Source organism: Janibacter sp. UYMM211 (assembly GCF_040547045.1).
GTDB classification, from domain to species: Bacteria; Actinomycetota; Actinomycetes; order Actinomycetales; family Dermatophilaceae; genus Marihabitans; species Marihabitans melonis.
Window position 1 is genome coordinate 283408 of the sequence record NZ_JBEPOY010000003.1, and the last position, 24755, is coordinate 308162.

18 protein-coding genes are annotated in these 24755 nt (G+C 74.8%); 4 read left to right on the top strand and 14 right to left on the bottom strand.

Annotated elements, in window-relative coordinates:
• Window positions 1-7: 7 nt before the first annotated feature.
• A complete protein-coding gene (gene rpsA, locus ABIB53_RS10585) occupies window positions 8-1501 on the bottom strand; it encodes a 30S ribosomal protein S1 (RefSeq protein ID WP_068276069.1) in 1494 nt (497 codons plus the stop codon).
• Window positions 1502-1712: 211 nt separating this feature from the next.
• Between rpsA and ABIB53_RS10590 the strand changes: the two genes are divergently transcribed.
• Complete coding sequence (locus ABIB53_RS10590; protein WP_354588122.1) at window positions 1713-2519, top strand: class I SAM-dependent methyltransferase; 807 nt, start codon at window positions 1713-1715, stop codon at window positions 2517-2519.
• Between the two features lie 11 nt (window positions 2520-2530).
• Here the strand turns inward: ABIB53_RS10590 and ABIB53_RS10595 are convergent, their stop codons facing one another.
• From ABIB53_RS10595 to ABIB53_RS10615, 5 genes are all read right to left on the bottom strand, one after another.
• Window positions 2531-3523: a UDP-glucuronic acid decarboxylase family protein gene (locus ABIB53_RS10595; protein WP_201466785.1), complete on the bottom strand. Its 993-nt coding sequence runs from the start codon at window positions 3521-3523 to the stop codon at window positions 2531-2533.
• Window position 3524: 1 nt separating this feature from the next.
• Window positions 3525-4598 (bottom strand): cell envelope lipid trafficking protein PgfA, encoded by a 1074-nt coding sequence (gene pgfA, locus ABIB53_RS10600; protein ID WP_148041564.1) that lies wholly within the window; start codon window positions 4596-4598, stop codon window positions 3525-3527.
• Between the two features lie 135 nt (window positions 4599-4733).
• Window positions 4734-5297 (bottom strand): D-glycero-alpha-D-manno-heptose-1,7-bisphosphate 7-phosphatase, encoded by a 564-nt coding sequence (locus tag ABIB53_RS10605; RefSeq protein WP_354588123.1) that lies wholly within the window; start codon window positions 5295-5297, stop codon window positions 4734-4736.
• Window positions 5294-5902 carry a D-sedoheptulose-7-phosphate isomerase gene (locus ABIB53_RS10610; RefSeq protein ID WP_354588124.1) on the bottom strand — a complete coding sequence of 203 codons (609 nt, stop codon included), beginning with the start codon at window positions 5900-5902 and terminating at the stop codon, window positions 5294-5296. Before ABIB53_RS10610 ends, ABIB53_RS10605 begins: the two co-directional genes overlap by 4 nt.
• Entirely contained in the window at window positions 5899-6945 is a 1047-nt protein-coding gene (locus ABIB53_RS10615; protein WP_191562822.1) for a GHMP family kinase ATP-binding protein, read from the bottom strand. The genes ABIB53_RS10610 and ABIB53_RS10615 overlap by 4 nt, the downstream gene beginning before the upstream one ends.
• A 93-nt stretch (window positions 6946-7038) precedes the next feature.
• On the opposite strand from ABIB53_RS10615, the gene ABIB53_RS10620 reads away from it, so the two are divergent.
• Window positions 7039-8208, top strand: coding sequence for an acyltransferase family protein (locus ABIB53_RS10620; protein WP_354588125.1), 1170 nt, complete (start codon window positions 7039-7041; stop codon window positions 8206-8208).
• Here ABIB53_RS10620 and ABIB53_RS10625 read toward each other — a convergent pair.
• Genes ABIB53_RS10625 through ABIB53_RS10635 form a run of 3 tightly spaced genes read right to left on the bottom strand, consistent with a single transcriptional unit; the run spans window position 8120 to window position 13849 of the window.
• Window positions 8120-12265 (bottom strand): alpha-(1->3)-arabinofuranosyltransferase domain-containing protein, encoded by a 4146-nt coding sequence (locus tag ABIB53_RS10625; RefSeq protein WP_354588126.1) that lies wholly within the window; start codon window positions 12263-12265, stop codon window positions 8120-8122. The two genes, ABIB53_RS10620 and ABIB53_RS10625, sit on opposite strands and share 89 nt — an antisense overlap.
• Complete coding sequence (locus tag ABIB53_RS10630; RefSeq protein ID WP_354588127.1) at window positions 12232-12963, bottom strand: class I SAM-dependent methyltransferase; 732 nt, start codon at window positions 12961-12963, stop codon at window positions 12232-12234. The genes ABIB53_RS10625 and ABIB53_RS10630 overlap by 34 nt, the downstream gene beginning before the upstream one ends.
• A 10-nt stretch (window positions 12964-12973) precedes the next feature.
• The gene (locus tag ABIB53_RS10635) at window positions 12974-13849 is read right to left on the bottom strand and encodes a class I SAM-dependent methyltransferase (RefSeq protein WP_354588128.1); all 876 of its coding nucleotides are present in this window, start codon (window positions 13847-13849) and stop codon (window positions 12974-12976) included.
• Window positions 13850-13911: 62 nt separating this feature from the next.
• On the opposite strand from ABIB53_RS10635, the gene ABIB53_RS10640 reads away from it, so the two are divergent.
• Complete coding sequence (locus ABIB53_RS10640; RefSeq protein ID WP_354588129.1) at window positions 13912-15162, top strand: glycosyltransferase family 4 protein; 1251 nt, start codon at window positions 13912-13914, stop codon at window positions 15160-15162.
• 61 nt (window positions 15163-15223) lie between these two features.
• Here ABIB53_RS10640 and ABIB53_RS10645 read toward each other — a convergent pair whose 3' ends face one another.
• The 5 genes from ABIB53_RS10645 to ABIB53_RS10665 all read right to left on the bottom strand — a co-directional run bounded on the left by ABIB53_RS10645 (window position 15224) and on the right by ABIB53_RS10665 (window position 23373).
• Entirely contained in the window at window positions 15224-15373 is a 150-nt protein-coding gene (locus ABIB53_RS10645; RefSeq protein ID WP_163562367.1) for a DUF2613 family protein, read from the bottom strand.
• Window positions 15374-15448: 75 nt separating this feature from the next.
• A complete protein-coding gene (locus ABIB53_RS10650) occupies window positions 15449-17176 on the bottom strand; it encodes an MmpA family trehalose lipid delivery protein (RefSeq protein WP_354588130.1) in 1728 nt (575 codons plus the stop codon).
• A complete protein-coding gene (locus ABIB53_RS10655; RefSeq protein ID WP_354588131.1) occupies window positions 17173-18270 on the bottom strand; it encodes a glycosyltransferase in 1098 nt (365 codons plus the stop codon). The genes ABIB53_RS10650 and ABIB53_RS10655 overlap by 4 nt, the downstream gene beginning before the upstream one ends.
• Window positions 18267-19112, bottom strand: a complete 846-nt coding sequence (locus ABIB53_RS10660) for a glycosyltransferase family 2 protein (RefSeq protein WP_354588132.1) — start codon at window positions 19110-19112, stop codon at window positions 18267-18269. The genes ABIB53_RS10655 and ABIB53_RS10660 overlap by 4 nt, the downstream gene beginning before the upstream one ends.
• Window positions 19093-23373: an alpha-(1->3)-arabinofuranosyltransferase domain-containing protein gene (locus tag ABIB53_RS10665; protein ID WP_354588133.1), complete on the bottom strand. Its 4281-nt coding sequence runs from the start codon at window positions 23371-23373 to the stop codon at window positions 19093-19095. Before ABIB53_RS10665 ends, ABIB53_RS10660 begins: the two co-directional genes overlap by 20 nt.
• A 122-nt stretch (window positions 23374-23495) precedes the next feature.
• Here ABIB53_RS10665 and ABIB53_RS10670 point away from each other — a divergent pair, with 122 nt between their 5' ends.
• Window positions 23496-24755 (top strand): polysaccharide biosynthesis protein, encoded by a 1260-nt coding sequence (locus ABIB53_RS10670; protein ID WP_354588134.1) that lies wholly within the window; start codon window positions 23496-23498, stop codon window positions 24753-24755.

Below are 24755 nucleotides of genomic sequence, written 5' to 3' on the forward strand. Positions count from 1 at the left end.
CCTGAGGTCAGTTGCCGGTGAGCTTCTCGCGCAGAGCCGCGAGCGCCTCGTCGGAGGCGAGGGTGCCCCCGGCGGAGCCACCGGAGGACGCCGGGGCGGCCTGGCTGCTCGTGGACGGGGCGCTGTCCGAGGAGTACGAGCTCGTCGACTCGCCCGACTCGGCGGCAGCCGCGTCGTCGGCGGCCGACTTCTCGACCTGGGCGCGGTGCGCCTCCCAACGGGCGTGCGCCTCGGCGTACTGCTTCTCCCAGGCCTCGCGCTGCGTCTCGTAGCCCTCGAGCCACTCGTTGGTCTCCGAGTCGAAGCCCTCGGGGTACTTGTAGTTGCCCTGCTCGTCGTACTCGGCGGCCATGCCGTAGAGCGTCGGGTCGAACTCGGTGAGGTTCGCGCCGTCCTCGTTGGCCTGCTTGAGGCTCAGCGAGATGCGGCGACGCTCGAGGTCGATGTCGATGACCTTGACGAAGATCTCGGCGCCGACCTGGACGACCTGCTCCGGCAGCTCCACGTGGCGCTCGGCCAGCTCGGAGATGTGCACGAGGCCCTCGATGCCGTCCTCGACGCGCACGAACGCACCGAAGGGGACGAGCTTGGTGACCTTGCCCGGGACGACCTGACCGATCGCGTGGGTCCGGGCGAAGTGCTGCCACGGGTCCTCCTGCGTCGCCTTGAGCGACAGGGAGACACGCTCGCGGTCCATGTCGACGTCGAGCACCTCGACGGTGACCTCGTCGCCGACCTCGACGACCTCGCCAGGGTGGTCGATGTGCTTCCAGGACAGCTCGGAGACGTGGACGAGACCGTCGACGCCACCGAGGTCCACGAAGGCACCGAAGTTGACGATCGAGGAGACGACGCCCGTGCGGACCTGGCCCTTCTGCAGCTCCTTGAGGAAGGTGGTGCGCACCTCGGACTGGGTCTGCTCGAGCCACGCACGACGCGAGAGCACGACGTTGTTGCGGTTCTTGTCGAGCTCGATGATCTTGGCCTCGATCTCCTTGCCGACGTACGGCTGGAGGTCGCGGACGCGACGCATCTCGACGAGGGAGGCGGGGAGGAAGCCACGCAGGCCGATGTCGAGGATGAGACCACCCTTGACGACCTCGATGACGGAGCCGGTGACGACGCCGTCCTCCTCCTTGATCTTCTCGATCGTGCCCCAGGCGCGCTCGTACTGCGCACGCTTCTTGGACAGGATGAGACGACCCTCCTTGTCCTCCTTCTGGAGGACCAGGGCCTCGACGGCGTCACCGACGGCGACGACCTCGCCGGGGTCGACGTCGTGCTTGATGCTCAGCTCGCGCGAGGGGATGACGCCCTCGGTCTTGTAGCCGATGTCGAGCAGCACCTCGTCGCGGTCCACCTTGACGATGTGGCCCTCGACGATGTCGCCATCGTTGAAGTCCTTGATCGTGGCGTCGATGGCAGCGAGGAGGTCTTCCTGAGATCCGATGTCGTTGACAGCGATCTCGGGGGCGGTCGCGGGGACCGTGGTGGCAGTCATGTAGTAGGAGCTCCGTTGCGGACAGGTTCGTTGTGCGGACAGGTGGTGCGGGGTGCGCCTGCGGCAGGTGGTGCGTGTGCCACAGTTGCGATGTCCCCGTGGGCTGCGCCGGCGGTCCGAGGAGGATCGGGGCGGAGCACAGGAAAGACCCCTCCATCCTAGCCACACGAGGACCCACCACCAAAAGCCGCCCGAGCGCACGAGGAGAGCGATGACCCACGGCGTCGACCGTCGCCCGTCCGACCCCGACGAGACCTCCGTCGCCAACCGCGGGTGGTGGGACGCCGAGGCCCTCGACTACTACCTCGAGCACGGCGCCTTCCTCGGCGACCGCGACCTCGTGTGGGGCCCCGAGGGCTGGCACGAGCACGAGCTCGGCTGCATCGAGCGCGACCTCGACGGTCTCGACGTCCTCGAGTTCGGCTGCGGCGGAGCGCAGGGCGGGCGCTGGGCCGCCGACCAGGGGGCGCGCGTCGTGTCCACCGACCTGTCGATGGGGATGCTGCGCACGGCGGCGCTCATCGACGCGGCGTCGCCCGACCGACCCCGCCCCCTCCTCGTCCAGTGCCCGGCGGAGCGCCTCCCCTTCGCCGACGAGTCCTTCGACGTCGTCCTCAGCGCGTACGGCGCGACCCCCTTCGTCGCCGACAGCCAAGCCCTCGTCGACGAGCTCGCGCGGGTCCTGCGCCCCGGCGGCCGGCTGGCCTTCTCCACGAGCCACCCCGTGCGGTGGGCCTTCCCCGACGTCCCCGGCCCGGAGGGGCTGGTCGCGCACGGCTCCTACTTCGACCGCACGCCGTACGTCGAGAGCGACGACCTCGGCGAGGTGAGCTACGTCGAGCACCACCGCACCGTCGGCGACCGCGTCCGTGAGGTCATCAGCGCCGGGCTGACCCTCGTCGACCTCGTCGAGCCGGAGTGGCCGGCGCGCAACACGCAGACGTGGGGCGGCTGGTCGCCCCTGCGCGGCGAGCACCTGCCGGGCACGCTCGTCGTCGTCGCCGACAAGCCGCTCTAGGACCGACCGGGTCAGTGGCCCGAGAGGATGTGCTCGGTGTCGTCGGGCGTGAGCGGCGGCAGGTCGAGGCCGTGGGCGGCCTCCTGGCGGAACCACTCGATGGTGCGCTGCAGCGCGTCCTCGATCTCGACCCGCGGCTGCCAGCCGAGGAGCTCGACAGCGAGGGTCGTGTCGGGCTGGCGCACGGTGGGGTCGTCGACGGGTCGGGCGATGTGCTCGACGCTCGAGCTCGAGCCGGTGAGCTCGATGACCCAGCGCGCCAGGGCGAGCATCGAGATTTCGTGCGGGTTGCCGATGTTGACCGGACCGGCATGCCCTGAGTCCGCCATCGCGAGGATGCCGTCGACGAGGTCGTCGACGTAGCAGATGGAGCGGGTCTGGCTGCCGTCCCCGGCGACGGTCACCGGCTCGCCGGCGAGGGCCTGACGGATGAAGTTGGGGATGGCCCGACCGTCGTTGGGCCGCATCCGGGGACCGAAGGTGTTGAAGATCCGCACGATCCCCGTGTCGACCCCGTGGGTCGTGCGGTACGCGAGCGTGATCGCCTCGGCGAAGCGCTTGGCCTCGTCGTACACCCCGCGGGGCCCGACGGGGTTGACGTTGCCCCAGTAGCTCTCCGGCTGGGGGTGCACCGCCGGGTCGCCGTAGACCTCGGAGGTCGACGCGAGCACGAAGCGGGCGCCGGTGCGCTGGGCGAGGTCAAGCGCGTGGAGCGTCCCGATCGAGCCCACCGTGAGCGTCTCGATCGGCAGCTTGAGGTAGTCGACCGGGCTTGCCGGCGACGCGAAGTGCAGGACGAGGTCGACCTCGCCGGCCACGTCGATGTCGTCGGTGACGTCGACCTCGACGACCTCGAGGCGCGGGTCGTGCGCGAGGTGGGCGAGGTTGGCCGCCGACCCCGTGACGAAGTTGTCGAGGCAGACGACCGAGTCACCGCGTGCGAGCAGCCGCTCGCACAGGTGGGAGCCGAGGAACCCGGCGCCACCCGTGACGACGACCCGCACGTCAGCCGTCGCGCCGCAGGTCCGAGCGCCGCACGGTGTCCTGGTCGGGGTCGACCGGCGCGGGGGCGTCCCCGTGGGCCGGGCTGTCGTAGTAGGCCGGGGTGCCGGCGTAGGCGGGCTGCGCATGGGCGGCGTCCTCGCGGCGGCGACGTCCGAGGACGAGCGAGAGGAGCACGCCGGCGAGGAGCAGCAGCACCCCGAGGACGATCATCGCGTAGGACGCCGGGCCGTTGACGGCGGCGAGGAGCGCGCCCTTGGACTTGTACTCCTCGACGTTGGCGTCGACCGTCTCCTGGGTGAAGCGCGACGTCGTGTCGAGCGCGTCGAGCGTCTCGGCACCCGGGGCGCGGAACTCCTGGTGCTGCTCCTCGACGCGGTCGATGATGACGCCGGTCGCGGGCTGGACGTAGAAGGTGCGCTTGTTCGAGTAGTAGCGGTCGGCCTGGATCGGGCCGGCGTCCTTGAGGCCCAGCGCGTAGTCGGGCAGCTCGCGGGTGGCGTACTTCGTCAGCGGCACGTCGGTCGTGAACTTGTAGACGCCCATGCCCTGCACCTCGTCCTCGCCCTCGTACTTCACGGGGTAGGCCGCCTTGGTGTTGCCGTCCCACCAGCGGTAGGTGTCGACCGGCTGGGTGTCGAAGGGGAACTTCACGACGAGGCCCTCGTGGGTCACCTGGGTGCCGTCGACGTTCTCCTCGCAGCAGTTGATCGCCTCGCCGGTGGTCCGGTCGAAGGCGACGCGCTCCGTGCTCGCGGACATCGGGTAGTTGTCGTCGTTGTTGTCCGACTTCTGCCCGAGCTCCCACACCGCGACCTTGCGCCCGGTCTGCTCCGAGGCGTCCTCGGAGGCCTGCGGGTCGCCGATGACGGTGGAGATCGTCGTCAGCTTGCCCGTGGCGGGCTTGACGTTGTCGGCGTCGAAGAAGCTCGCGTCGTCGTCGACGACGACGGCCTGCGTGTTCATGTCGAGGGGGACGACGGCCAGGCGCGGGTAGGCCACGAACTTGAGCAGCAGACCCATCGTCAGCAGGAATGCACCGAGCCCGATGACCACTGCCGGAAGAACCTTGCGCACGTGTGAACCCTCCTTGGTCCGCCAGCAAAACCTACCGGACAGTAGCACTGAGATCGCGCGGCCCGGAACCTGCGCACAGCGTAGGGGACGTCACACCGCCGCACCGGTCGTCGGCGCGGTGCGCCGCCCGCGGGATCAGCCGTCGCGCCCGCCGAGGAGGTCGGTGACGACGTCGAGCAGCGACGGGGCCGCGCCTCCCGGCCCGACCCGACGGGCCGGGACGCCGGCGGCGCGCGCCGCGGCGAGGTCGGAGCAGCTGTCGCCGACGAGGACGCTGCGCTCGCGCGCGGCCCACGGGGCGCGCCGGAAGGCCTCGTCGAGCAGACCCGGCGCGGGCTTGCGGCACCCGCACTCCCCCGCCGCGTGCACGCACGACAGGACGGCGTCGAGCGCGGCGCCCTCCGCGGCCAGCCCATTCTCGAGACGCCCGTGGACGGCGTCGAGGTCGGCGAGCGTCATCAGCCCGCGCGAGACGCCGCGCTGGTTGGTGACCACGACGACCCGGCAGCCCGCGGCACGCAGCCGCCCCACGGCCGCCGCCGCGCCGGGCAGCAGGCGCAGCCCGCCGGGCTCCCTCACGTAGTCGTCGACGACCTGGACGTTGAGCGTCCCGTCACGGTCGAGGAGCACGAGGTCGAAGGGGGCGCCCTCCCCCGCCGGCGGGATCGGCGGCCCGTCGGCCGGGTGCGGGCCGGTCACGGACAGCGCGTCCCCGCCTCGTCGGCGAGGACCTCGTCGACCGCCTCGCACCACGCGTGGGCCCACAGCATGTGGACCTCCTGGATGCGCGGGGTCTCGTCCGAGGGCACGACGAGCGTGTGCTCGGCCAGCCCGCGGCGGCCCTCGCCCCGCTCCCCGACCATGAGGACCGTGCGCAGGCCGCGGGCGTGGGCCTCCTCGACGGCGAGCAGGACGTTCGGGCTCGCTCCCGAGGTCGACATCGCGAGCAGCACGTCGCCCTCGCGGCCGAAGGCCTGCACCCCGCGCAGGAAGACTTGCTCGAAGCCGTAGTCGTTGCCGATCGCGGTGAGCGAGCTGTGCGACTCGGCGAGCGAGATCGCCGGGAGCGGGTGGCGGTCGTGGACGCACTTGCCGAGGAACTCCGCGGCGACGTGGCTGGCGATGGCCGCCGAGCCGCCGTTGCCGGCGACGAGGAGGGTCCGGCCCTCGTGCAGCGCCTCGACGACGACCGAGCCGGCCGCCTCGACCTGGGCGACGAGCGCGGGCTCGGCGAGGTCTCGGGCGAGGCGGGACCAGGCGAGCGTCCCGGCCCGCAGCCGGGCGGCGACGACGTCGGCGCTCATCGCCGGCCCCGCCACGTCGTCACGCCGTGCTGGGTGAAGGTGAACTCCGAGACCGAGAGCCCCATGCCGATGAGGGTGTCGGCGACGATGTGCCGCCGCTCGAACTCGCAGATGAAGATCATGTGCCCACCCCCGCCGGCGCCGGTCACCTTGCCGCCGAGCGCGCCGACCTCGAGCGCCCTCTCGACCGCCTCGGAGATGAGAGGCGTCGCGATGCGCGTCGACATCCGCTGCTTCTCGCGCCAGGCCTCGCCGAGGAGGCGGCCCACCTCGTCGACCCGGCCGCGCAGCAGGGCGATCTTCATCGCGTCGGCGAGGTCGCGCTGGGCGCGCAGCCCGGCGACCGCCTCGTGCTCGCCGCTCTCGTAGCGCGTCACCTGGTCCTCGATGATGTGGTCGCTCACGCGGGTGCGACCCGTGTAGGCGAGGAGCATGTTGTGCTCGAGCTCGTGCACCGTGTCGGCCTGGACGCGCAGCGGGTTGACGACGACGTCGCCCTCGCCGCGGAACTCCATGAAGTTGAAGCCGCCGAAGGCTGCCGCGTACTGGTCCTGGTAGCCCCCGGGGATGCCGAGGTCGTCGCGCTCGAGCCGGTAGGCCAGGGCGGCGATCTCGTAGGGGTCGAGGTGGATGCCGCAGTGGCGCGCGACGAGGTCGATCACGGCGACCATGACCGCGCTCGAGCTCCCCAGACCGGAGCCGGGCGGGGCGTTCGTGTGCAGGAAGAGGTCGAAGCCCTGGGACTCCATCGCCCCGTCGAAGGCCATGATCCGGCTGATCGCGGCCTTGGGCAGGTCGAGCTGCCCGTCGAAGACCACCGGCCCGCCGACCTCGTAGCCGATGGAGGTGCCGTAGTCGTGGGACTCGACGGTGATCCGGCCGTCCGATCGCGGCCGCAGCGTCGCGTAGGCATAGCTGCTGATCGTCGCGGAGAGGACCGCTCCCCCTTCGCGCTCGGGGAAGGGGGAGACGTCGGTGCCGCCTCCGGCGAAGGAGACGCGAAGGGGGGCGCGGGCGCGCAGCACCGGCCGGACCGCATCCATGACGTCCCTCTCTCGTAGTCCACACTGGCTCGTGACTACCGAAGAGTAGGTGAGGACGACGGGGTGGTGGGACACGTGCAGCGGCATCGGGTGGTGACCTTGGACGCGCTGCGCGGCGTCGGCGCCCTGCTCGTCCTCGTCTCGCACGTGGGCTTCTGGTCGGGCGCGTCCCGCGACGGCGTGCTCGGGGCGCTCGCCGCCCGCGGCGACAGCGGGGTCGCGCTCTTCTTCGCGATCTCCGCCTACCTCCTGGGGCGCCCCGCGCTCGCCCGGGCGCTGGCCGACGACCCGCCCCCCGCTCGGATCGCGCGCTACGCCCGCCACCGGGCCGTGCGGATCCTGCCGGCCTACCTGCTCGTCCTCGCGGCCGTGGTCCTCGCCGCGCTCGTCATCGGCGGTCGTGCCGCCGACCCGGTGTCGGTGCGCACGGTGCTCGTGCACCTCGTCGTCGGGCAGGGCCTCCTCGGCCCGACCCTCCAGTCCTTCACCCAGACGTGGTCGTTGACGACCGAGGTGTGCTTCTACGTGCTCCTCCCCCTCGCGGCGGGCGCCCTCGGCGTCCTCCTGCGCCGCCTGCCCGCCGCGGCGCGCGGGCGGGCCGTCCTCTGCGGCGTCCTCGTCCTCGCCCTCGTCGGCCTCGCCGTCCAGGCCCTGGCCGCCTCGGCCCCCGGCGCCGGGTGGTCCGGGCCGCTCGCGACGTCGGTCGTCGGGCACGCGGCGTGGTTCGCCGTCGGGCTGGTGGCCGCGGTCGTCTCGCTCGACGCCGCAGCCCTGCCCGCCCGCTGGGGCGCGCTGCGCGAGACGGTCGCGACGAGCCCCGGCACGCTCCTGCTCACGGCCGGTCTCGTCCTGCTCGTCGCGTGCACCCCGCTCGCCGGTCCCCGTGACCTCGTCGCGCCGTCGCCGGCCGAGGCGGTGGCCAAGGAGCTGCTCTACGCGGTGCTCGCCGCGCTGCTCCTCGCGGCCGCGCTCGCGAGGGGCGTCGACGAGCGCGTCCGCGCGTCCCCCGCAGCCGGGGCCGCCCGCTGGGCCGGCGACCTGTCGTACGGCGTCTTCCTGTGGCACGTCCTCGTGCTGCAGGTGCTCTTCACCACGCTCTCGCTGCCGCTCTTCGCCGTCCCCGCGGGGTGGTTGCTCGTCGCGGTGCTCGTCATCAGCCTCGGGCTCGCCGCGCTCACCTGGGTGGGGGTGGAGCGTCCGGCCCTGCGGCGTCTGCGGCAGGAGCCGGTCGGGTCGTCCGCGGGCGCAGCAGCCCCGCGCTGACGAGCCCGAGCACGGCGCTGCCGAGGAGCTGGGCGGCGAGCGCGCCGAGGGACTGCCGCTCGGCGACCCCGAGCACGGCCAGGGCCACCCCCGCGACGCCGAGGAGGGTGACGACGGCGGCGCTGCGCGTCCGCGCGGGCACGAGCGAGGCGGCCGCCGCCGCGAGCAGTCCGAGAGGCCCGGCGACGAGGAGCCCGACGAGGGCGGCGAGCAGCGGTGCCGCCCACACCGGCGCGGGTCCCGCGGTGATGGGCTCGTCGGCTACGCGTCGGCCCGTGTCGGGCCCGGCGACCGAGACGGGCGCCGCCGCGGCCGAGACGGACCGGCGACGCCCGCCGAGCAGGCTCGCCGCCCCGGCGAGGAGCGCGACGACCGCGAGCAGCCCGCCGACCGCGAGCCCGGCCCGGTGGGTCGTCGACGGCACGAAGTCCACCCGGACGGCGCCGGCCTCCCCTGCCGGCACGACGAAGCCCTGGCGCCACCCGTCCACCGTCACCGGGCGCAGCACCCGCCCCTCGGCGTCGGTCGCTCGCCACCCTCGGTTGGCGCCCTGGTCGGTCGTCAGGACGCTGTCACCGCCTGCGCCGAGGGTGATCGTCCGGTCCTCGGCCTCGCCGCTCACGCCCTCGACGGCGCGGCCCGGCGTCGGCGTGGTGCCGGGCTGGGCCCCGGGGGTGCGCAGGAGCACCCGCTCGGGCACGAAGGCCTCGCCGGCGACGGCCTCGAGGGCGATGCCCTCCGGGCGCGCGACGGGCGCCGCTGCCGTGCAGGTCCGGGCGGGCAGGACCGTCCCGGCGATCAGCTGGTCCGGGCTCGCCGTCACCTCGAGGTCGACGGCCGCGCCGTCCACGCGCACGCGACCGGCCTGCCCGCACGCCGTCGTCACCGGTCCCGCCGCGGTGCGGGCCGGACCGACGAGCTCGACCTCCGGCGCCACCCACTCGCCGGACCGCTCGAAGACGAGCTCGACGCGCCGCGTCGTGCCCGCCGGCACGTCGAGAGCCCCGGCCTGCGCGGGCACGAGCCACGCGCCGGTGTCGGTGGTGACACGCACGAGGCCGCCCAGACGTGCTCCGAGCCTGATCTGGCTCACCGGCTGGGCCGAGCCGAGGTCGACGACCAGGCGGGGCCGGTCCTCACCCGGGTCGGGCTGCCACCGCGTCTGCGGGTCGCCGTCGAGTGCCGCCCCCGGCCTGGAGCGCAGCGACGCGCCGACGTCGTCCTGGTCGCCGCGCGTGCTGCCCGCGAGGTCCCACCCGCGGTCGAGGAGGTGCTCGAGGGCCGCACCGGGGCGCGGGCGCAGCCAGGCCGTCACCGCGAGATCGCCGTCGAGGCCGGAGACGCTGCGCCGCAGGCTCGCCGGGTCCTCGCCCTGGGCGGTCGACGCGTCTGCCCGAGGGTCCCGGGTGAGCAGCGCGGCCTCGGCCCCGGGCGCGGCGGGCAGGGTGAGCGCGGTCCCCGCGCGCCGGGTCCACGGGTAGGTGGGCGTCGCACCGAGGTCGACCTCGCTCAGCCCGACGACGGAGCTGCCCGCGGCTCGCTGCGGCGCGATCTCGACGCGCTGCCCGCCGGAGGGCACCGTGAGGGTGACCCGCCGGCCGGTCGCGGGCACGGCCACGTCGTCGCGGTAGCCCGCAGCGCTCCCGCCGGTGATGCTCACCGCGAGCCGTGCGGGCCGCGCGGGGCCGTCGGGCACCGTGACGACGACGGGGGTCGCGCCCCCGTCGAGAGGGCGGTCGGGCTCGAGCACGACGCGGGGGTCGGGGTCGTCCGGGTCGCTGACCCAGGTCGTCGTGAGGTCGCCGTCGACGAGGGCTCCCGGGCCCGCCGAGGCCGGGGCGCGGGCCCCGGCGAAGGGGTCGGCGCCCGTCGAGCTGACCTCGACGGAGCGGTACCCGGGCCAGGTCCGCGTCGTCGCCCGGCCGAGGACGTCGCCGGGGGGCAGGGCCCGGGCCCCGGTCGTCCCCGGCCGGGGGTCGTCCTGGGCGACGGTCGGGGAGGTCGCGGAGGCCACGGGTCGCCCGGCGTTGTAGAGCTGCCACCGCAGGGTGTCGGTGACCACCTGCGGGTCCCGGCCCAGCGGCCCGGCGTCGCCAGCGAGCACGACCGGCGCACCGGGGCGGACGACGCCGGTGGCCTCGAGGTCGAGCACGCCCTCGGGCGAGGCGGCGGCCACGGTGACCGCGCCCACGGGGTCGCTGCGCACCCCCTCCGTCACCGCCGGGTCGGGGTCGACCGCCCACTGGGTGAGGGCGGTGCGACCGGCCCCTCGGGTGCGCACGTGCTCGATCCCCGGGCTCGCGACGAGCGCGGCCTCCATGGCGAAGGGGTCGGACGTCGGCTCGTCGGGTGCGCCGTCGTAGCGCAGGACGACCCGGCTCACCCCGAGCCGGCGCAGCGCCGACGCGAGCTCGGGCTGGGCCCGCCCGGAGGACGCGAGGCGGTCGACCCGGTCGACGAGGCGGGTCGACCCGGGGTGGCCGAGCGGCGCGGCCGCCCGGACGAGGACCGGGCTCTCGGCGAGCGCGCTGAGCGGCTCGTCGTTCGTGCGTCCCCAGGACAGGTGGGCCATCCGGGCCGAGGGCAGGACGAGGGTGCTCCCCCCGTCGCGCTGCGCGGCGCGGTCGAGGTCGCCCGCCGTCTGGCGCACCTCGAGCGGGATGCGCTCGTACCCCCAGGCGTCGGCCACCCGCCCCTGCCACACCGGCAGCACCGACCCGACGACGGCCAGGGTGAGCGCGACCGCGCCGGCCTGGCGCAGGACCCGCCGGCCCGGGACCGGCGAGCCGACCCGGGCGGCGAGGAGCGCCGCGCCGAGCGCGAGCGGGAGGCGGACGAGCAGGTCGGCCTTGTGGACGTTGCGCAGCGGCGCCGCCGGTCCGTCGAGCAGGTCCTGCACGAGCGGCGCGAGGGGTCCCGAGGCGGTGCCCGTGCGACCGATCGCCATGACGACGACGCCGAGGAGCAGGCACACGAGCGCCCACCGACGCGAGGCAGCGGCGACGGGGTCGCGGTCCGGCGCGACGTCGCGGTCTGCCTCGCGTCCGACGTCCGGCGCGGCCCGGTGGGCGAGCAGCCCGGCGAGCGCGAGCCCGGCGAGCACGCACGTGGCGACGACGGCCACGGCGCTCTGCGCGAGGACCCAGCCCGACTGCCACACCGGGTGGTCGGCGTCGGTGAGGATGTAGGCCAGCCAGTGGTCCGCTCCGCGCAGCACGTTGACGACGCCGGTCACCCCGGTCGTCGTCGCCGCGAGCTCGATGTAGTCCAGGAAGGGGTAGGAGTACCGGCCGAGCACGAGCAGCGGGGCGAGCCACCAGGCGGACCCGACGAGCACGGCGAGCAGCCACAGCCCGACGGCCCGCCGCCGGGTGCGACCTCGCGCGGCGGCGAGGACCCACAGCGCTGCCGGGGCGAGGGCGAAGAGGTCGACCGTCGCGTTGACCCCGCCGAGGCAGACCGTGAGCGCCGAGGTGAGCACCGCCGAGCGACGCAGCTCGGGCCACCCCGCGGCCGGGTCGGCGAGGGGCAGCACGACGAGGACCAGCCAGGGGGCGAGCGCGTAGGGCCACAGCTCGACCGAGCTCTCCGAGAGCATGGTGAGCACCCGGGGCGAGAGCGCGTAGAGCGCACCCCCGAGCAGGGCCGGCACCGTGCCGGGGACGCCGAGGCGACGCAGCAGGCGCTCGGCGCCGAGGACGGCGACGACGAGCACGAGCGCCCACCACACCCGTTGCACCCCCCAGGCGGGCATCCCCAGGCTCGTGAGCACCCCGTGCACCGGCCCCATGGGGAAGAGGTAGCCGTACGCCTGGTTCTGCAGCTCGCCGACGCCGTTGTGGGTGCTCCACGCGTGGGTGGAGCGCTCGAGGTAGCGCCACGGCGAGACGGTGAGATCGAGCTTCGTGTCCGGTTGCACCCGCCCCGGGGCGACGAGCCACGGCAGGAGCGCGAGCCCGGCGACGACGAGCAGGCGCTGCCACCGGGCGCGCAGCACCGCGACGCGCTCGTCGTGGGCGGCGCTCATCGCCGGCGCAGGACGAGCAGGAGGTTCCACGTGAGCACCTCGCGCAGCCCCGGGACGCGCAGGAGGTGACGGGCCGCGTCGGGCAGGTAGCGCGGGCGGGCCACGAGGACCTCGGCGCCGCTCGCGCGCGCCCACCGCAGTCCGTCGGCGACGCTCACCCGGTGCAGGGTCTCGCCCACCCTGTTCTTCGGCGGGTGGCCGTGGCGCCGGGCGTAGCGGCGGACGGCGCGCTCCCCGCCGAGCCAGTGCCACGGCGAGGTCTCGTGACCGCCCCACGGGGACAGCCAGTTCGTGTAGCTGAGGAGGACCACCCCGCCCGGCCGGGTGACCCGCAGCATCTCGTCGGCCACCCCGCGCGGGTCGCGCACGTGCTCCCAGACGTTGGAGGAGAAGACGACGTCGACGCTGCCGTCGGCGAGCGGCAGCCGGGACGCGTCGCCCACGACGCCCCCGTCGCGCACCGAGGCCACCGTCGGGTCGTGGTCGAGCGGGACGTAGCGGGCGCCCGCCTCGCGGAAGACCCGCGCGAAGTCGGCCGGGCCCGCGCCGACGTCGACGAGGCTCGCGCCGTCGAGGTCGACCCACTCGGCGAGCAGGTCGCGCGAGTCGTGCGCGAGAGCGGAGTAGAAGGCGTCGGGCTCGCTCTGCTCGAGCAGGAAGACGCGGAAGAGCCGCACCGAGCGGCGCAGGCCGCGCCGGGGCACGGGTCGCCGCACGTCGTCGCTCACGGCGCCATCATCACGCAGGCGCGTGTGCCACGAGCTGCAGGGTCGGGCGCAGCGCCGGGCGCGCCAGCCGGGCGACGACGACGGCCGGCACGCTCGCCACCGACGCCGCGAGCACCGGGCGCGAGGCCAGGACGCCACCGGGCGCCGGCCGCCCCCGGCGTCGGGCCAGGCTCGCGACGTCGACGCTCAGGCTGTCGAGGACCGGGCGGCGCACCTCGACGTCGACGAGGCCGGCGTCATGAGCGGCCCGGGCGAGCGAGCGCGCCGTGAAGAAGCGGACGTGGGTGGGGTCCTCGAGCATCCACCAGTGCTCGCCGTGCAGGCGCAGACCGCTCGAGTCGCCGGCAGGGGTGATGAGGCTGAGCGTGCCGCCGGGTCGCAGCAGGGCGCGGGCCGTGGCGAAGGTCGCCGCCGGGTCGGCGACGTGCTCGACGACATGGATGCCGTAGACGAGGTCGTGCCGGCCGAGGTCCTCGCCGACGAGATCCTCGACACCGCCGCGGTGCAGGCGTCCGCGGCGCGCCACCTCCGGGTCGACGTCGACCCCCAGCTGGTCGGGGTCGACGCCGGCGACCTGGGCGCCGTCGTCGAGGAAGCGGCGCAGCAGGTGCCCGGCGCCGTGGCCGATCTCGAAGACCGACGCGGGGACGCCGCCGCGCACGAGCAGCCGGTAGGTGAGGTCGAGACGGACCCGGTCGAGGGTGGCCTCCCCGCCGTAGGCCAGATCGCGGTGGGTCGCCGGGCAGTGCTCGAGGTCGCGCTCGAGATGACCGCACTCCTCGCACCGCCACAGGACCTGGTCGCGGCCGATCGCCCAGCCCCGGCTCCACGAGCGGCAGATCTCACACGCCCGCGACCGCCCTTCGCCTACCGTCCGGTAACCCACGGGGTTACCCTAACCGTCGCACCGGGGGCGCCCCGGTGGCCGAACGGGAGGACGAGGGCCAGGTGGCACGACGGAGCTCGACGACGAGCCGCGCCGACGGGGCGCTGCGCATCCTCTACCTGTCGTGGCGCGACCGGGAGAACCCCGAGGCCGGGGGCGCGGAGACATTCACCGAGCGCACCTCCGAGGTCCTCACGGCGCAGGGCCACGAGGTCGTCATCCACACCGCTCGCTTCCCCGGGGCCCGACGCGAGGACCGCCACGGCGACGTCGTCGTGCGCCGCCGCGGGGGCCGTTTCACCTGCTACCTCCACGGGCTGTGGCACGTCCTGCGCCACGGTCACGAGTACGACGTCGTCCTCGACGTGCAGAACGGCGTGCCCTTCTGGTCACCGCTCGTCTCGCCCGTCCCGGTCATCGACGTCGTCCACCACGTCCACAAGGACCAGTGGTCGGCGGTCTTCGGCCCCCGGCTGGCCCGGCTCGGCTGGGCGCTCGAGTCTCGCCTGGCCCCCCGGGTCTACCGGCGCAGCCGCTACGTCACCGTCTCGCGCTCGACCCGTGACGAGCTCGTCGGTCTCGGCGTCGACCGCGAGCGGGTCGACCTCGTGTACTCGGGCAACGACCGACCCGCGGACCTCGACACCTACGCCGCGCTCCCCCGCACCCCGGAGCCGAGCCTGCTCTTCCTCGGCCGCCTCGTGCCGCACAAGCACGTCGAGCAGGCCGTCGACCTCCTCGCCGAGCTCGAGGTCGACCACCCCGGTCTCGTGCTCCACGTCGTCGGCGACGGCTACTGGGCCGACGAGATCGTCGCGCACGCCCGAGAGCGCGGGGTCGCCGACCGGGTGCGGATGCACGGCTTCGTCAGCGAGGAGGACAAGCACCGGCTGCTCGCGACCTCCTGGGTCGTCGTCATGCCCTCGCACAAGGAGGGCTGGGGCCTGACGATCGTCGAGGCCGGGCTGCACGGCACGCCCGCGGTCGCGTACTCCTTCGCCGGCGGGCCGAGCGAGTCGATGGTCCACGGCCGCACCGGCCTGCTCGCGGACAACCGGGCCCAGCTCGAGGAGCACGTGCGCACCCTGCTCGACGACCCGTGCCTGCGCGAGGACCTCGGTCGGGCGGCGCGCACCTACGCCGCGTCCTTCGACTGGCACCGCACCGGGCTGCGCCTCGAGCACGTCATCGCCTCGGTCCTCGGGCTGGCCCCGCGCCACCAGGACGACGTCATCGACCTCGACGCCCTCCTCGCGCCCCGTGACGCGGCGCTGGAGCACCGTCTGCCCGAGCCGGAGCCGCTGCGGGCCTGACCGCCGGGCACGACGAAGGGGGAGGACCGGCCCGGTCCTCCCCCTTCGTGATGCGTGGGGCTCAGCTGTCGTACGAGATCAGCCGGGTGTGCTCCTGCGGCGTCTGGGCGCTGCTCTGGACCTGGACGATCGAGAAGATCGCGACGGCGGCGAGCAACGCGCCGATGACAGCGCCGGCGACGTTGTAGGCGACCTTGTTGTCGTTGTTCACTGCACGTCCTCTCGTGGGTTCCGGCGTCAGTGTAGCCGTGGCGTCGCGCCCGCGAGGGCGATGCTCGTCACGATGTTACCCGCGCGTCGCGTCGTCCGCGCGACGCCGTGCGGGCACCCGCCGGTGCGCCCGGGCCGCGCCGACGAGGACGACGAGCGACCCGAGACCGGCCAGGGCGAGGCCGACCGGCGCATCACGTCGCGGCGCGACCGGGGTCGGCCCGAGATCGGTGAGGGTGAGCCCGCCCTCGCGCACGACGACGGCTCCGCCGAGGTCGGTGCTCGTCGTGGGGTCGCCGGGCTGGCTCGCGTCGAGCAGGACGTAGCGCACGCCGAGCGCACGCAGCCGCTCGCGCTGCTCGGCCGCGGGGGCGTCGCCGCGGAGCAGCTCGCCGACCTCGGCCGCCCGCGGGTCCTCCCCGACCACCCGTCTCCCGGACACGGGCAGGTCGTCGCTGCGCACGACGTCCCGCCGCACGAGCCGGTCCCACGGGTCGAGCACGACCCGACCTGCGTCCCAGGGGTAGGCCCGGTAGGTGCTCCACGGCAGGACGAGGACGGCGCCCTGCCCGGGTGCGTCGTCGACGGCGGCCGCGGCCGAGACGTACGCGGCCGGGTAGTCGACGCTCCCCCAGGCGCCCGCGCTCCCGAGGGCGAGACCCGGCAGCGTCGCGACCGGCCACACGACCGCGGCGACGACGAGGACGACGCCGGCCCGTGCTCGCACGAGGCCGTCGACGACGGCGCCCGCGGCGACGGCCAGGAGCAGGACGGCGGGGGCGAGGAGCTTCTGCGAGTCGCGGAGCAGGCCGGCGCCGGGCACGTGCTCGACGAGCGCCGTCGTCAGGGCGGCACCGGGCCCGGTGGCCGGGACCACGGCGAGGACCAGCGCGAGCAGGCCGACGAGGGCCGCCGAGCGACGGCGGGGGTCGGCCCACCACGACCGCCGCGCGAGGGCGGCGACGAGCACGGCGAGGGTGAGCAGGAGGGCGACCCCGGAGACGAGCACCTCGGTGCGCTCGACCGGCCACGACGGCTCGTGCCAGATGCCGCCGCCGAGCAGGGCTGAGCCGAGGAGACCGAAGGGGGTGTCGGCGGCCGTCGCGAAGGCCTCGACCCCGGAGGGGTCGGCGCTCCACGGGGCCGCGGTGAGGAAGGGCCACCACCACGCGGCGGAGACCACGAGGCTCACCACCGCGACGACGGCGAGGCCGCGCGCCCGGTCTCGTCGTCCGGTGCCGGCCGCGACGACGGCGACCGCCGCGACGAGCGCGGCGAGCAGGGTGGTGGTCGACCCGCCGAGCCCGGCGAGCACGAGGAGGACGGGCAGCGCCCAGCGCTCGCGCGCCGGGCCGTCCGCGCGGGCCCGCACGTGGGCCACGGCTGCGCCCAGCACCCACGGGAGCAGGGCGAGGCCGGCGACGTAGACCCAGTGCCCGATGGCCAGCCGCTCGGCCACCCACGGGTTCCACGTCATGAGCGCGGCGGCGGCGACGCTGCCCGGCCGGGTCGTCGCGAGACGCCCCGCACCGGCGCCGGCGACGACGAAGGACCCGAGCAGGACGACCTTCTGCACCACCCAGCCGGGCACGAGCGTCGAGACGAGCGCGACGACGAGATCGCTCGGGACCGCGCGCGGGACCGAGCCGTCCACCCCCAGCGTGCGCGCCGACAGCGGCAGCTGCGGGGTGAAGACCATGTCGTAGTGCAGCGTGTACCCGGGGGCCAGGGCCGGCCCGAGCGCCAGCACCCCGAGGACGAGGCCGACGAGGGCCCCGAGGCGGGCGCCGCGCAGCGTGCTCACGAGCGGTGCAGCGCCTCGACCTCGGCGAAGGCCTCGCCCATCGCCGCGCACTGGGTCGGCAGGTCGTGCTCGGCGAGCATCCGGGCGCGGTTGAGCGCCCCGACCTCGGCTCGCCGGGCGGGGTCCTCGAGCCATCCGACGAGCGCGTCGGCGATCGCCTCGACGGAGTCCTCGACGAGCGAGTTCGGGGCGTGGACCGCCTCGTCGTTCGTGCCGCACGCCGTCGTGACGACGGGCAGCCCGCTCGCCTGGGCCTCGAGGTAGGCCAGCCCGAGCTGCTCGGTCCACTTCCACGTCGGGCGCGGTGCGGTGACGAAGACCGCGGCCGAGCGCAGCAGGGCCGCGACGCCAGGCGCGTCCAGGGTGCCCATGTGCTCGACCCCCGAGCCGGGTCGCGCGGCCGCCTGGTGGACGAGGTGCTCGAGCGGGCCGCGGCCGGCGACGAGGAGCCGGGCGTCGGGCACCCGCGCCCGCACGACCCGCATCGCCTCGAGCACCCGGTCGATGCCCTTGTTCGCCGCGAGCGGCGAGGCGAAGACGACGATGGGCTCGCTCACGGGCTGCTCGGCGGGCACGAAGAGGTCGGTGTCGACGCCGGGCTTGACCACCCGGATGAGCTCGTCGTCGAAGCCGCGCGCGAGGAGGTGGTCTCGCGCCGCGTCGACCATGCACAGGAGCAGGTCGGCGTCACGACAGCTCTCGAGGGCCTGCCGGTAGGGCGGCACCCGGTACAACGGCTGGTCGGGCAGGTTCTCCCACGTGATGACGGCCTGGAGGGGGTGGGCCCCGCGGGCCCGGGCCCGCCGACGCCACGCCGAGGCCTGGCCGGTGACGAGCGAGCACAGCTCGAGCGAGGTCACCCAGTCGTGGTCCTCGGCGCGCTGCTCGTCGAGCCCGCGGACCCAGGCGAGCGCGCCGGCCTCGACGAAGCGGCGCACCGGGCGCACGTAGGTGCTCGGCACCCAGGTGATGTCGCCGACCGGCTCCTGCTGGGCGAGCGCGGTGACGTGCGTGCCGGGCATGCGCGACATCCAGTACAGCTCGCGCCGGGCCCGCTGGTCGGGCAGCGAGACCCACAGGAGGCGACGGGTCACCCCTTCGTCCCCCGCGCCCGGTCGGCCCGCCCGCGGCGGGCGCCGAGGGCGTATCCGACGACCTCGAGCGATCGCATCGCGACCATCCCGGCGGCGTGCCCGGGGTCGCGCAGCAGCCGGCGGTGGTTGCGGGCGTACGAGCGCAGGACGGCGCGGCCCTGCGCCGAGACCGCGCCCTCGTGCTGCGCGGCGAAGGCGGGGATGCTGCGGCCGTAGTAGTAGCGCTTGCGCAGGACGTCGGCGATCGTCAGCCGCCCCTCGTCGTGGTCGATGATCACCGGGGCGAGCTCGATGTGGCGACCTGCGTCGCGCAGCCGCATCCGCAGGTCGGCGTCCTCCGGGCCGGACATCGACAGGTCGAAGCCCGCGTCGCCGAGGAGCAGCTCGCGACGCACGAGACGCGGGTTGTGCAGCCACGGGTCGTCGAGGTAGCACTCGCGCTCCAGCGCGCGGCAGGCCGTCCAGAAGCCCTCGCCGACGGTGCGCTCGGGCAGCGCGACGGCCGACGCACCGGTCGCCAGGGCGGTGTCGACGGCGATGTCGATCGTGCGCGCCGGCAGGACCATGTCGCTGTCGAGCCAGAGCACCCACTCGCCGCGGGCCGCCGCGATCCCGGTGTTGCGCTGCGCGCTGCGCTCGGGCCCGGCGACGACGACGGTGCCGGCGAGCTCCTGCGCGATGCGCGGGGTCGCGTCGCTGCTGTGGTTGTCGACGACGACGAGCTCGACGTGCTCGTAGGTCTGCGCGACGACGGAGCTCAGGCAGGCGCGGATCGTGCGCTCGTTGTCCCGGGTCGGCACGACCACGGTGACGAGCGGTCGCTCAGAGCTCGACGGGCTCATCGCTGTCCTCCTTCTCGACGGAGCGCCACAGGGCGCCGGTGACGGCCCACACGAGGCCGGCGGCCACGACGTGGTGGGGCACGAGCGAGCGGGCGACGACGTCGGCGCTCACGGTCGGCCACACGTCGCGGCCGAGGACGACGTAGAGCACGACCCCGGCGAGCACGAGGGCGACGCCGCCGAGGATCAGCATGCCCGACCGGGCCCGGGGGTGCCGGGCGAGGGCGACGGCGGCGAGCCCGCCGAGCAGACCGCCGACACCGAGGAAGAACCCACCCACGAGGACGACCGCGAGCTCCGCCGCGACCCGGGTCCGCAGCGCGGCCGGCAGGCGCCGGTGCGAGGCCGTCGCACCGGGCGGCGCGTCCACGACGGCGCCGGTCGAGGGCGTGTCGTCCGGCGCTGGGTCGACCCGCTCCCCCGCGTCCGGGTCCTCGAAGACGTCGTGGTGCTCGCGCGTCACCCCCGCGAGCGCGGGGGCCTGGTCGTCGCGTCGGCGCCACCGGGCGAAGGGGGACCCCTCGCGGCCCGGTCGCACGGCGCGCGGCACGACGGCGCGGTAGAGGAGGACGAGGCAGACGAGCAGGGTGAGCAGGCTCACGCCGAGCGCGACGTTGGCCCAGCGCTGCGGCGCGAAGTCGATGTGCACCGTGTGGGCGGCGTTGTCCTCGACGACCCAGCCGACCGCGTAGCCGTCGACGACGACGGGGTCGCCGAGGTCCTCGCCGTCGATGCTCGCACGCCACCGCGGGTCGAAGCCCTGCCCGGTGCTCAGGACGTAGGGGCCGAAGGCGGGGCCGACCTCGACGGTCGTGCCGAGGTCGAGGTCGTCGTGGACCTGGGTCACCGGAGGGGGCGTGGGTCGGGCCACCGTGCGGCCCTGGACGTCGCGCAGGGTGAGGTCGTCGAGCTGCCAGCCCTCGACCGGACGCAGCTGGTGCTCACCGGCGGAGAGCTCGACCCGCTCGCACGCGCGCCACGTCGTGCCGTCCGAGCCGGGGCCGGCGAGCGGGGCTGCCGGGTCGCTCGGGCGCATCCGCACCGGCTCGCCGTCGAGGGTCGCGACGCTCACGCACGAGGCGGAGCCGTCACCGGGCTCGACCCGGACGTCGCGGCCCGTGTCGATCGTCGTGAAACGGGCGGGGCGACCCGCGAGGCGGCCGTCGACCCGGGTGATCGTCACCCGCACGGTCCGGCCCCGCGTGCCCTCGGGCAGGTCGAGACGGGTCCGTCCGCGCCCGACGTCGTAGCGCCCGACGCTCTCGCCGTCGACGCTCACCTCGACCTGCGACGCGTACTGCGTCTCGCCCTCGCCCTCGGCGTCGGCCTCCTGCCTGATGACCACGCGGTCGACCGCGCGGGAGGGCCCGGAGACCTGCCACCACGCGTCCTGCATGTCCTGCGAGGGGACCCAGGCGGTGCCGGCGTCGCCGTCGGCGGCCCGGGACGCCCGCACGAGGGGGTTGTAGAAGTCGTAGGCGCTCGACGTCATCGTCCACCCGCGGGTGTCGTCGAGGAGCTCGTCGTAGACCGGCTCCACGTCCCCGTCGACCCGCACGTGCGCGCTCGCGCGGTACTCGCGGTCGTCGGGCACGGAGAGGTCCCGGACGAGGAACCTCTCGGTGTCGTCGCTGGCCGACGCGGAGCCCGTCACCCGGCGCAGCAGCACGTCGAGCGGCATCTGCGCGAACTCCGCTCGCTCCGCGCTGCTCAGCTCGCCGTACAGCCGGTCGAAGGTCTGCGGCGTGCGGACGGTGCGCTCGGCGACGAGGTCGTCGCCGAGGTCGATCTCGGAGATCCCGACGAGGCTGAAGCCGTCGCCGGTGATCCCCGTGACCTCGACGCGCACCTCGTCGGCCTCCACTCCCCCGAGGTCGACGCTCACCGGGCGGGTGCCCTCGACCGGCACCCGACGGGTCGTGCCGCCCGCGGAGACCTCGAGCTCGCTGATCCGCACGTCGCCGAGGGCCGTCGGGGTGATCCGGACCCGGCCGATCTCGCGGGCCTGCGGCAGGCTCGCGGTGAGAGAGGTCCCCTCTGCCCGGCGGAAGTCGCCGAAGAGCCAGGAGGTGCTCGGGTCGCCGTCCACGGCGTTCTGCGGGACGCCGTAGGGCAGGTCGAAGAAGGCCCCGCCCTGCGAGGTCGCGCTCACCTGCACCCCGCTCGTCACGAGGACGCTCTGGTCGGCCGGGTCGTCGCCGAGGGTGCGGCTGATGCCCAGGGGCACGTCGGCGGGGAGCGGGGCACCCTGCCCGGCGGTGAGCCGGTTGGGGATCGCGTCACGCCGCTGGTTGGTGTCGGTGAGCACGAGGCGCGAGCGCTCCTGCTGCAGGGTCGAGCGCAGCTCGTCGACGCTCACGTCCTGCGCGTAGCGGAAGCCCGGGTTCTCGTCGAGCAGACCGGCGGCGGCCATCGACGCGACGGCCCACCCGTCACCGGCGACGAGGTACTGCCCGTCGAGGGCCGTCGCGCGCACGACCGGACGGGCGTCCTGGACGCCGTACAGCTGCAGCGGGGGCAGCAGCGCCTCGGCCTGGCTGGCCGGGGTCGACCCGGGCGCGAGGGTGTTCTCGCCGGGGCGGCCGAAGTTCGCCACGCCGCTCAGCCCGGGGTCCCCGGACAGCGCGTCCGCCGTCTGCCCCGGCCGGGCCCCGCCCCACGGCTCCCAGCGCACGTCGTGGCGCAGGAGGACCTGGTCGGCCCCGAGGTAGCGCGCGTAGACCGAGGTCTCGTGGCGCGGCTCGGTCCCGGACTGGAGGGTGTCGTCGAGGGCGGCGAGGAAGTTCGCACCGGGCGCGGAGGTGTTCGGCGTCGTCTCGGGGATGACGGCGTCACGGGTGAAGAGGGAGTTCGGCAGGTCGTCGGGGCGCTCCAGGCTCCAGCGGTAGGCGCTGCGGGTCTGCCCCGGCAGCACGAGCACCCGCCCGCGGTCGTCGCCGGCGTCGACCTGCCGGGCGGCGTCGTGCCAGTAGCCCGGGACGTCGAGGGGCGAGATGTAGAGGTTGCCGGTGAAGGCCGGTGCGGTCCACGCGAAGAGCGCGACGAGCGTGCCCGAGACGGCGACCGGTGCGAGACCGGGCGTGCGCAGCACGCGGGGCACGACCTGGACGGCGGCCAGGCCGAGCGCGAGGGCGAAGAAGAGGGCCAGGCCCGCGCCGATCTTGTTCGTCGTGCGGAAGGCGAGGAGCGCCGGCACGAGGTCGAAGGAGCGGGCGAGCAGCCAGGCGAAGGGGGAGCTGCCCGACGCGGGGAAGAGACCGACCATGACGACCGCGACGAGACCGGTCGTCACGGCGATGAGCCGCTCCATGCGCCGCGGCACCCACCGCAGCGAGGCCAGGGCGGCCGCCGGCCACAGGGCGGTGAGCAGGACGAAGACGGGCTGGGCGACGTAGGCGGCGTACTGGGGCACCCACGGACCGCTCGCGTCCCGGCCGTAGATCGCCCACAGGCCCAGCCCGCGCAGGACCTCGGTGAGCGAGGACACCTTCGCGATGCCCTCGAGGGTCTCCGAGCTCTCGACGATCTGCCCACCGGTGGTCAGGGCGGCGGCGGCCGGCACCAGCCAGTAGAGCGAGAGCAGCACGACGAGCAGCCCGCAGCGAGCGGTGACGGCGAGCACCTGGCGCCAGCGCAGCCCCTGCTCGTGCCGGACGGTGATCGCCAGCGGCAGCAGCAGGAGGAGCTGGAGCACCGGCACGATCGCGACGTTCATCCCGCTCATCGCGGCGAAGACGAGGGCGAAGGCCGCCGGCCAGCCCCACGAGCGGGGGGCGCGCAGGGCGCGCACGTAGGCGACGAGCAGGAGGGGCAGGAGGGCCAGCGGCAACGCGATCGCCAGGGTCGACCCGGCCGTCACGGTGTAGGGGTTGGCGACGTACGCGACGCCGGTGACGAGACCGGCCCAGCGCGAGGCGCTCGGCACGAGGGTGCGCAGCAGACGTGACGCGCCCCAGGCGGCGAGCACCCAGAGCCCGAGGTGGAAGAGCTTGAAGGAGAGCTCGGGGTCGAGGCCGAGCGCCCCGAGAGCCGTCGTCACGAGGAGCACCGGGACGAGCCCGACGTTGAAGTTCGGGGAGCCGAGGTAGGGCGAGCTCGTCCACGACGAGAGGTAGTGACGCAGCATCTCGCCGGGCGCGAGGTACACCTCGGGCTTGATGTCGGTCTGGAAGACCCCCCAGCTGTTCGCGAGCACGACCGTCGAGAGGAGGGCCAGGAGGAGCGCCACGGTCAGGCGGTAGCCGGTCACAGCTCGGCGCACTGATGGACTCCACGGGCTGTCGGGGCTCGGACGAACCGTGCGAGCATAACCGACGTCCCCGGGAGGGGTACTGGCGAGTAGCCTCGCCCGTCAGCAGCCCACGCAGCCCGGGAGGAGGGGTCGTGACACGGATCCTGCCCGCGCGGTCGACCCGTGCGGCGAGCGCCCTGCTCGGCGTCGCCATGGGTGCGGCGAACGTCATGAGCTATCTCTTCGTCGCGCTGCTCTCCTCGACGCTCGGGCCGGCCGACTTCGGCGGCTTCTCGGCGCTCAACACCGTGGGGATCCTCTGCGCGATGCCCGCCGGGGCGATGCAGCTCGTCGTCGCCCGGCGTCAGGGCGAGTCCGCCCGCCGCGACGGGCGGGCGACCTCCGGTGCCGCGCTGGCCGCCGTCGTCGGTCTCGTCCTCGCGACCGCCGTCGTGCTCCTCGCACCCGCCCTGCGCGACGCCTTCCACCTCGAGAGCGCGGCCTCCGCGGTGTGGCTGGGGCTCACGCTCGTCCCGATGACGATCACCGGGGCCCAGCAGGGCGTCCTGCTCGGGCAGGGCCGCCTCGGCCGGCTGTCCGTGCTCTACCTCGTCACCGCCGGCACCCGGGTCGTCGCGGGCGCCGTCGCGGTGGTCGCGGATCTCGCCGTCCACGAGGTCTTCGCCGCCACCTGCACCGCGGCGGTCCTCACCTGGGCGGCGGGGACGCTCCTCCTGCGCGGTCTGGCCACCCCGTCCGGGGCGGGTGCTCGCGAGGTGCTCGCCGAGCTCGTGCGCTCCAACGCCGCGCTCGCCGCGCTCATGGCCCTCACGAGCCTCGACCTGCTCCTCGCCCGCCACCTGCTGACCCGCGAGGAGTCGGGGGCCTACGCCCTCGCCGCACTCTTCGGCAGGGTCGTCTTCTGGGGCACCCAGTTCGTCGCGCTGAGCGTCGTGCCCGTCGCCGCCGGCAGCGGCGCCGGCCGGCAGCGCACGGTCCGGGGTGCGGGTGCGGTCGTCGTCGTCCTCGGTCTGCTCGTCGCCCTCGTGTGCGCCGTCGTGCCGGGCCTGCTCGTGCGGGTGACGGGCGGTGCGCAGTACGCCGACGCCGAGCCGCTGCTCGTGTGGTTCGCCGTCGTCGGCACGATGTGGGCGCTCGTCCAGCTGTGGCTCTTCGCCGAGATCGGCGCCGGGCGCAGCGCCCTGGGCTGGCTCACGCTCGCCGTCGTCGTCGTCGAGGTCGCCGCGATCTGGTTCGTCTGGCACGACAGCCCGGGCCAGGTCCTCCTCGTCGCCGGACTGGGTGCGGGCGTCGTCGCCGTCGTCGGGGCGCTCCTCGTGCCCCGCGACGAGCAGACCCCGGGCCCGGACAGCCCCGAGACGGCCGAGGCCCTCCACGCGACGAGCGAGTAG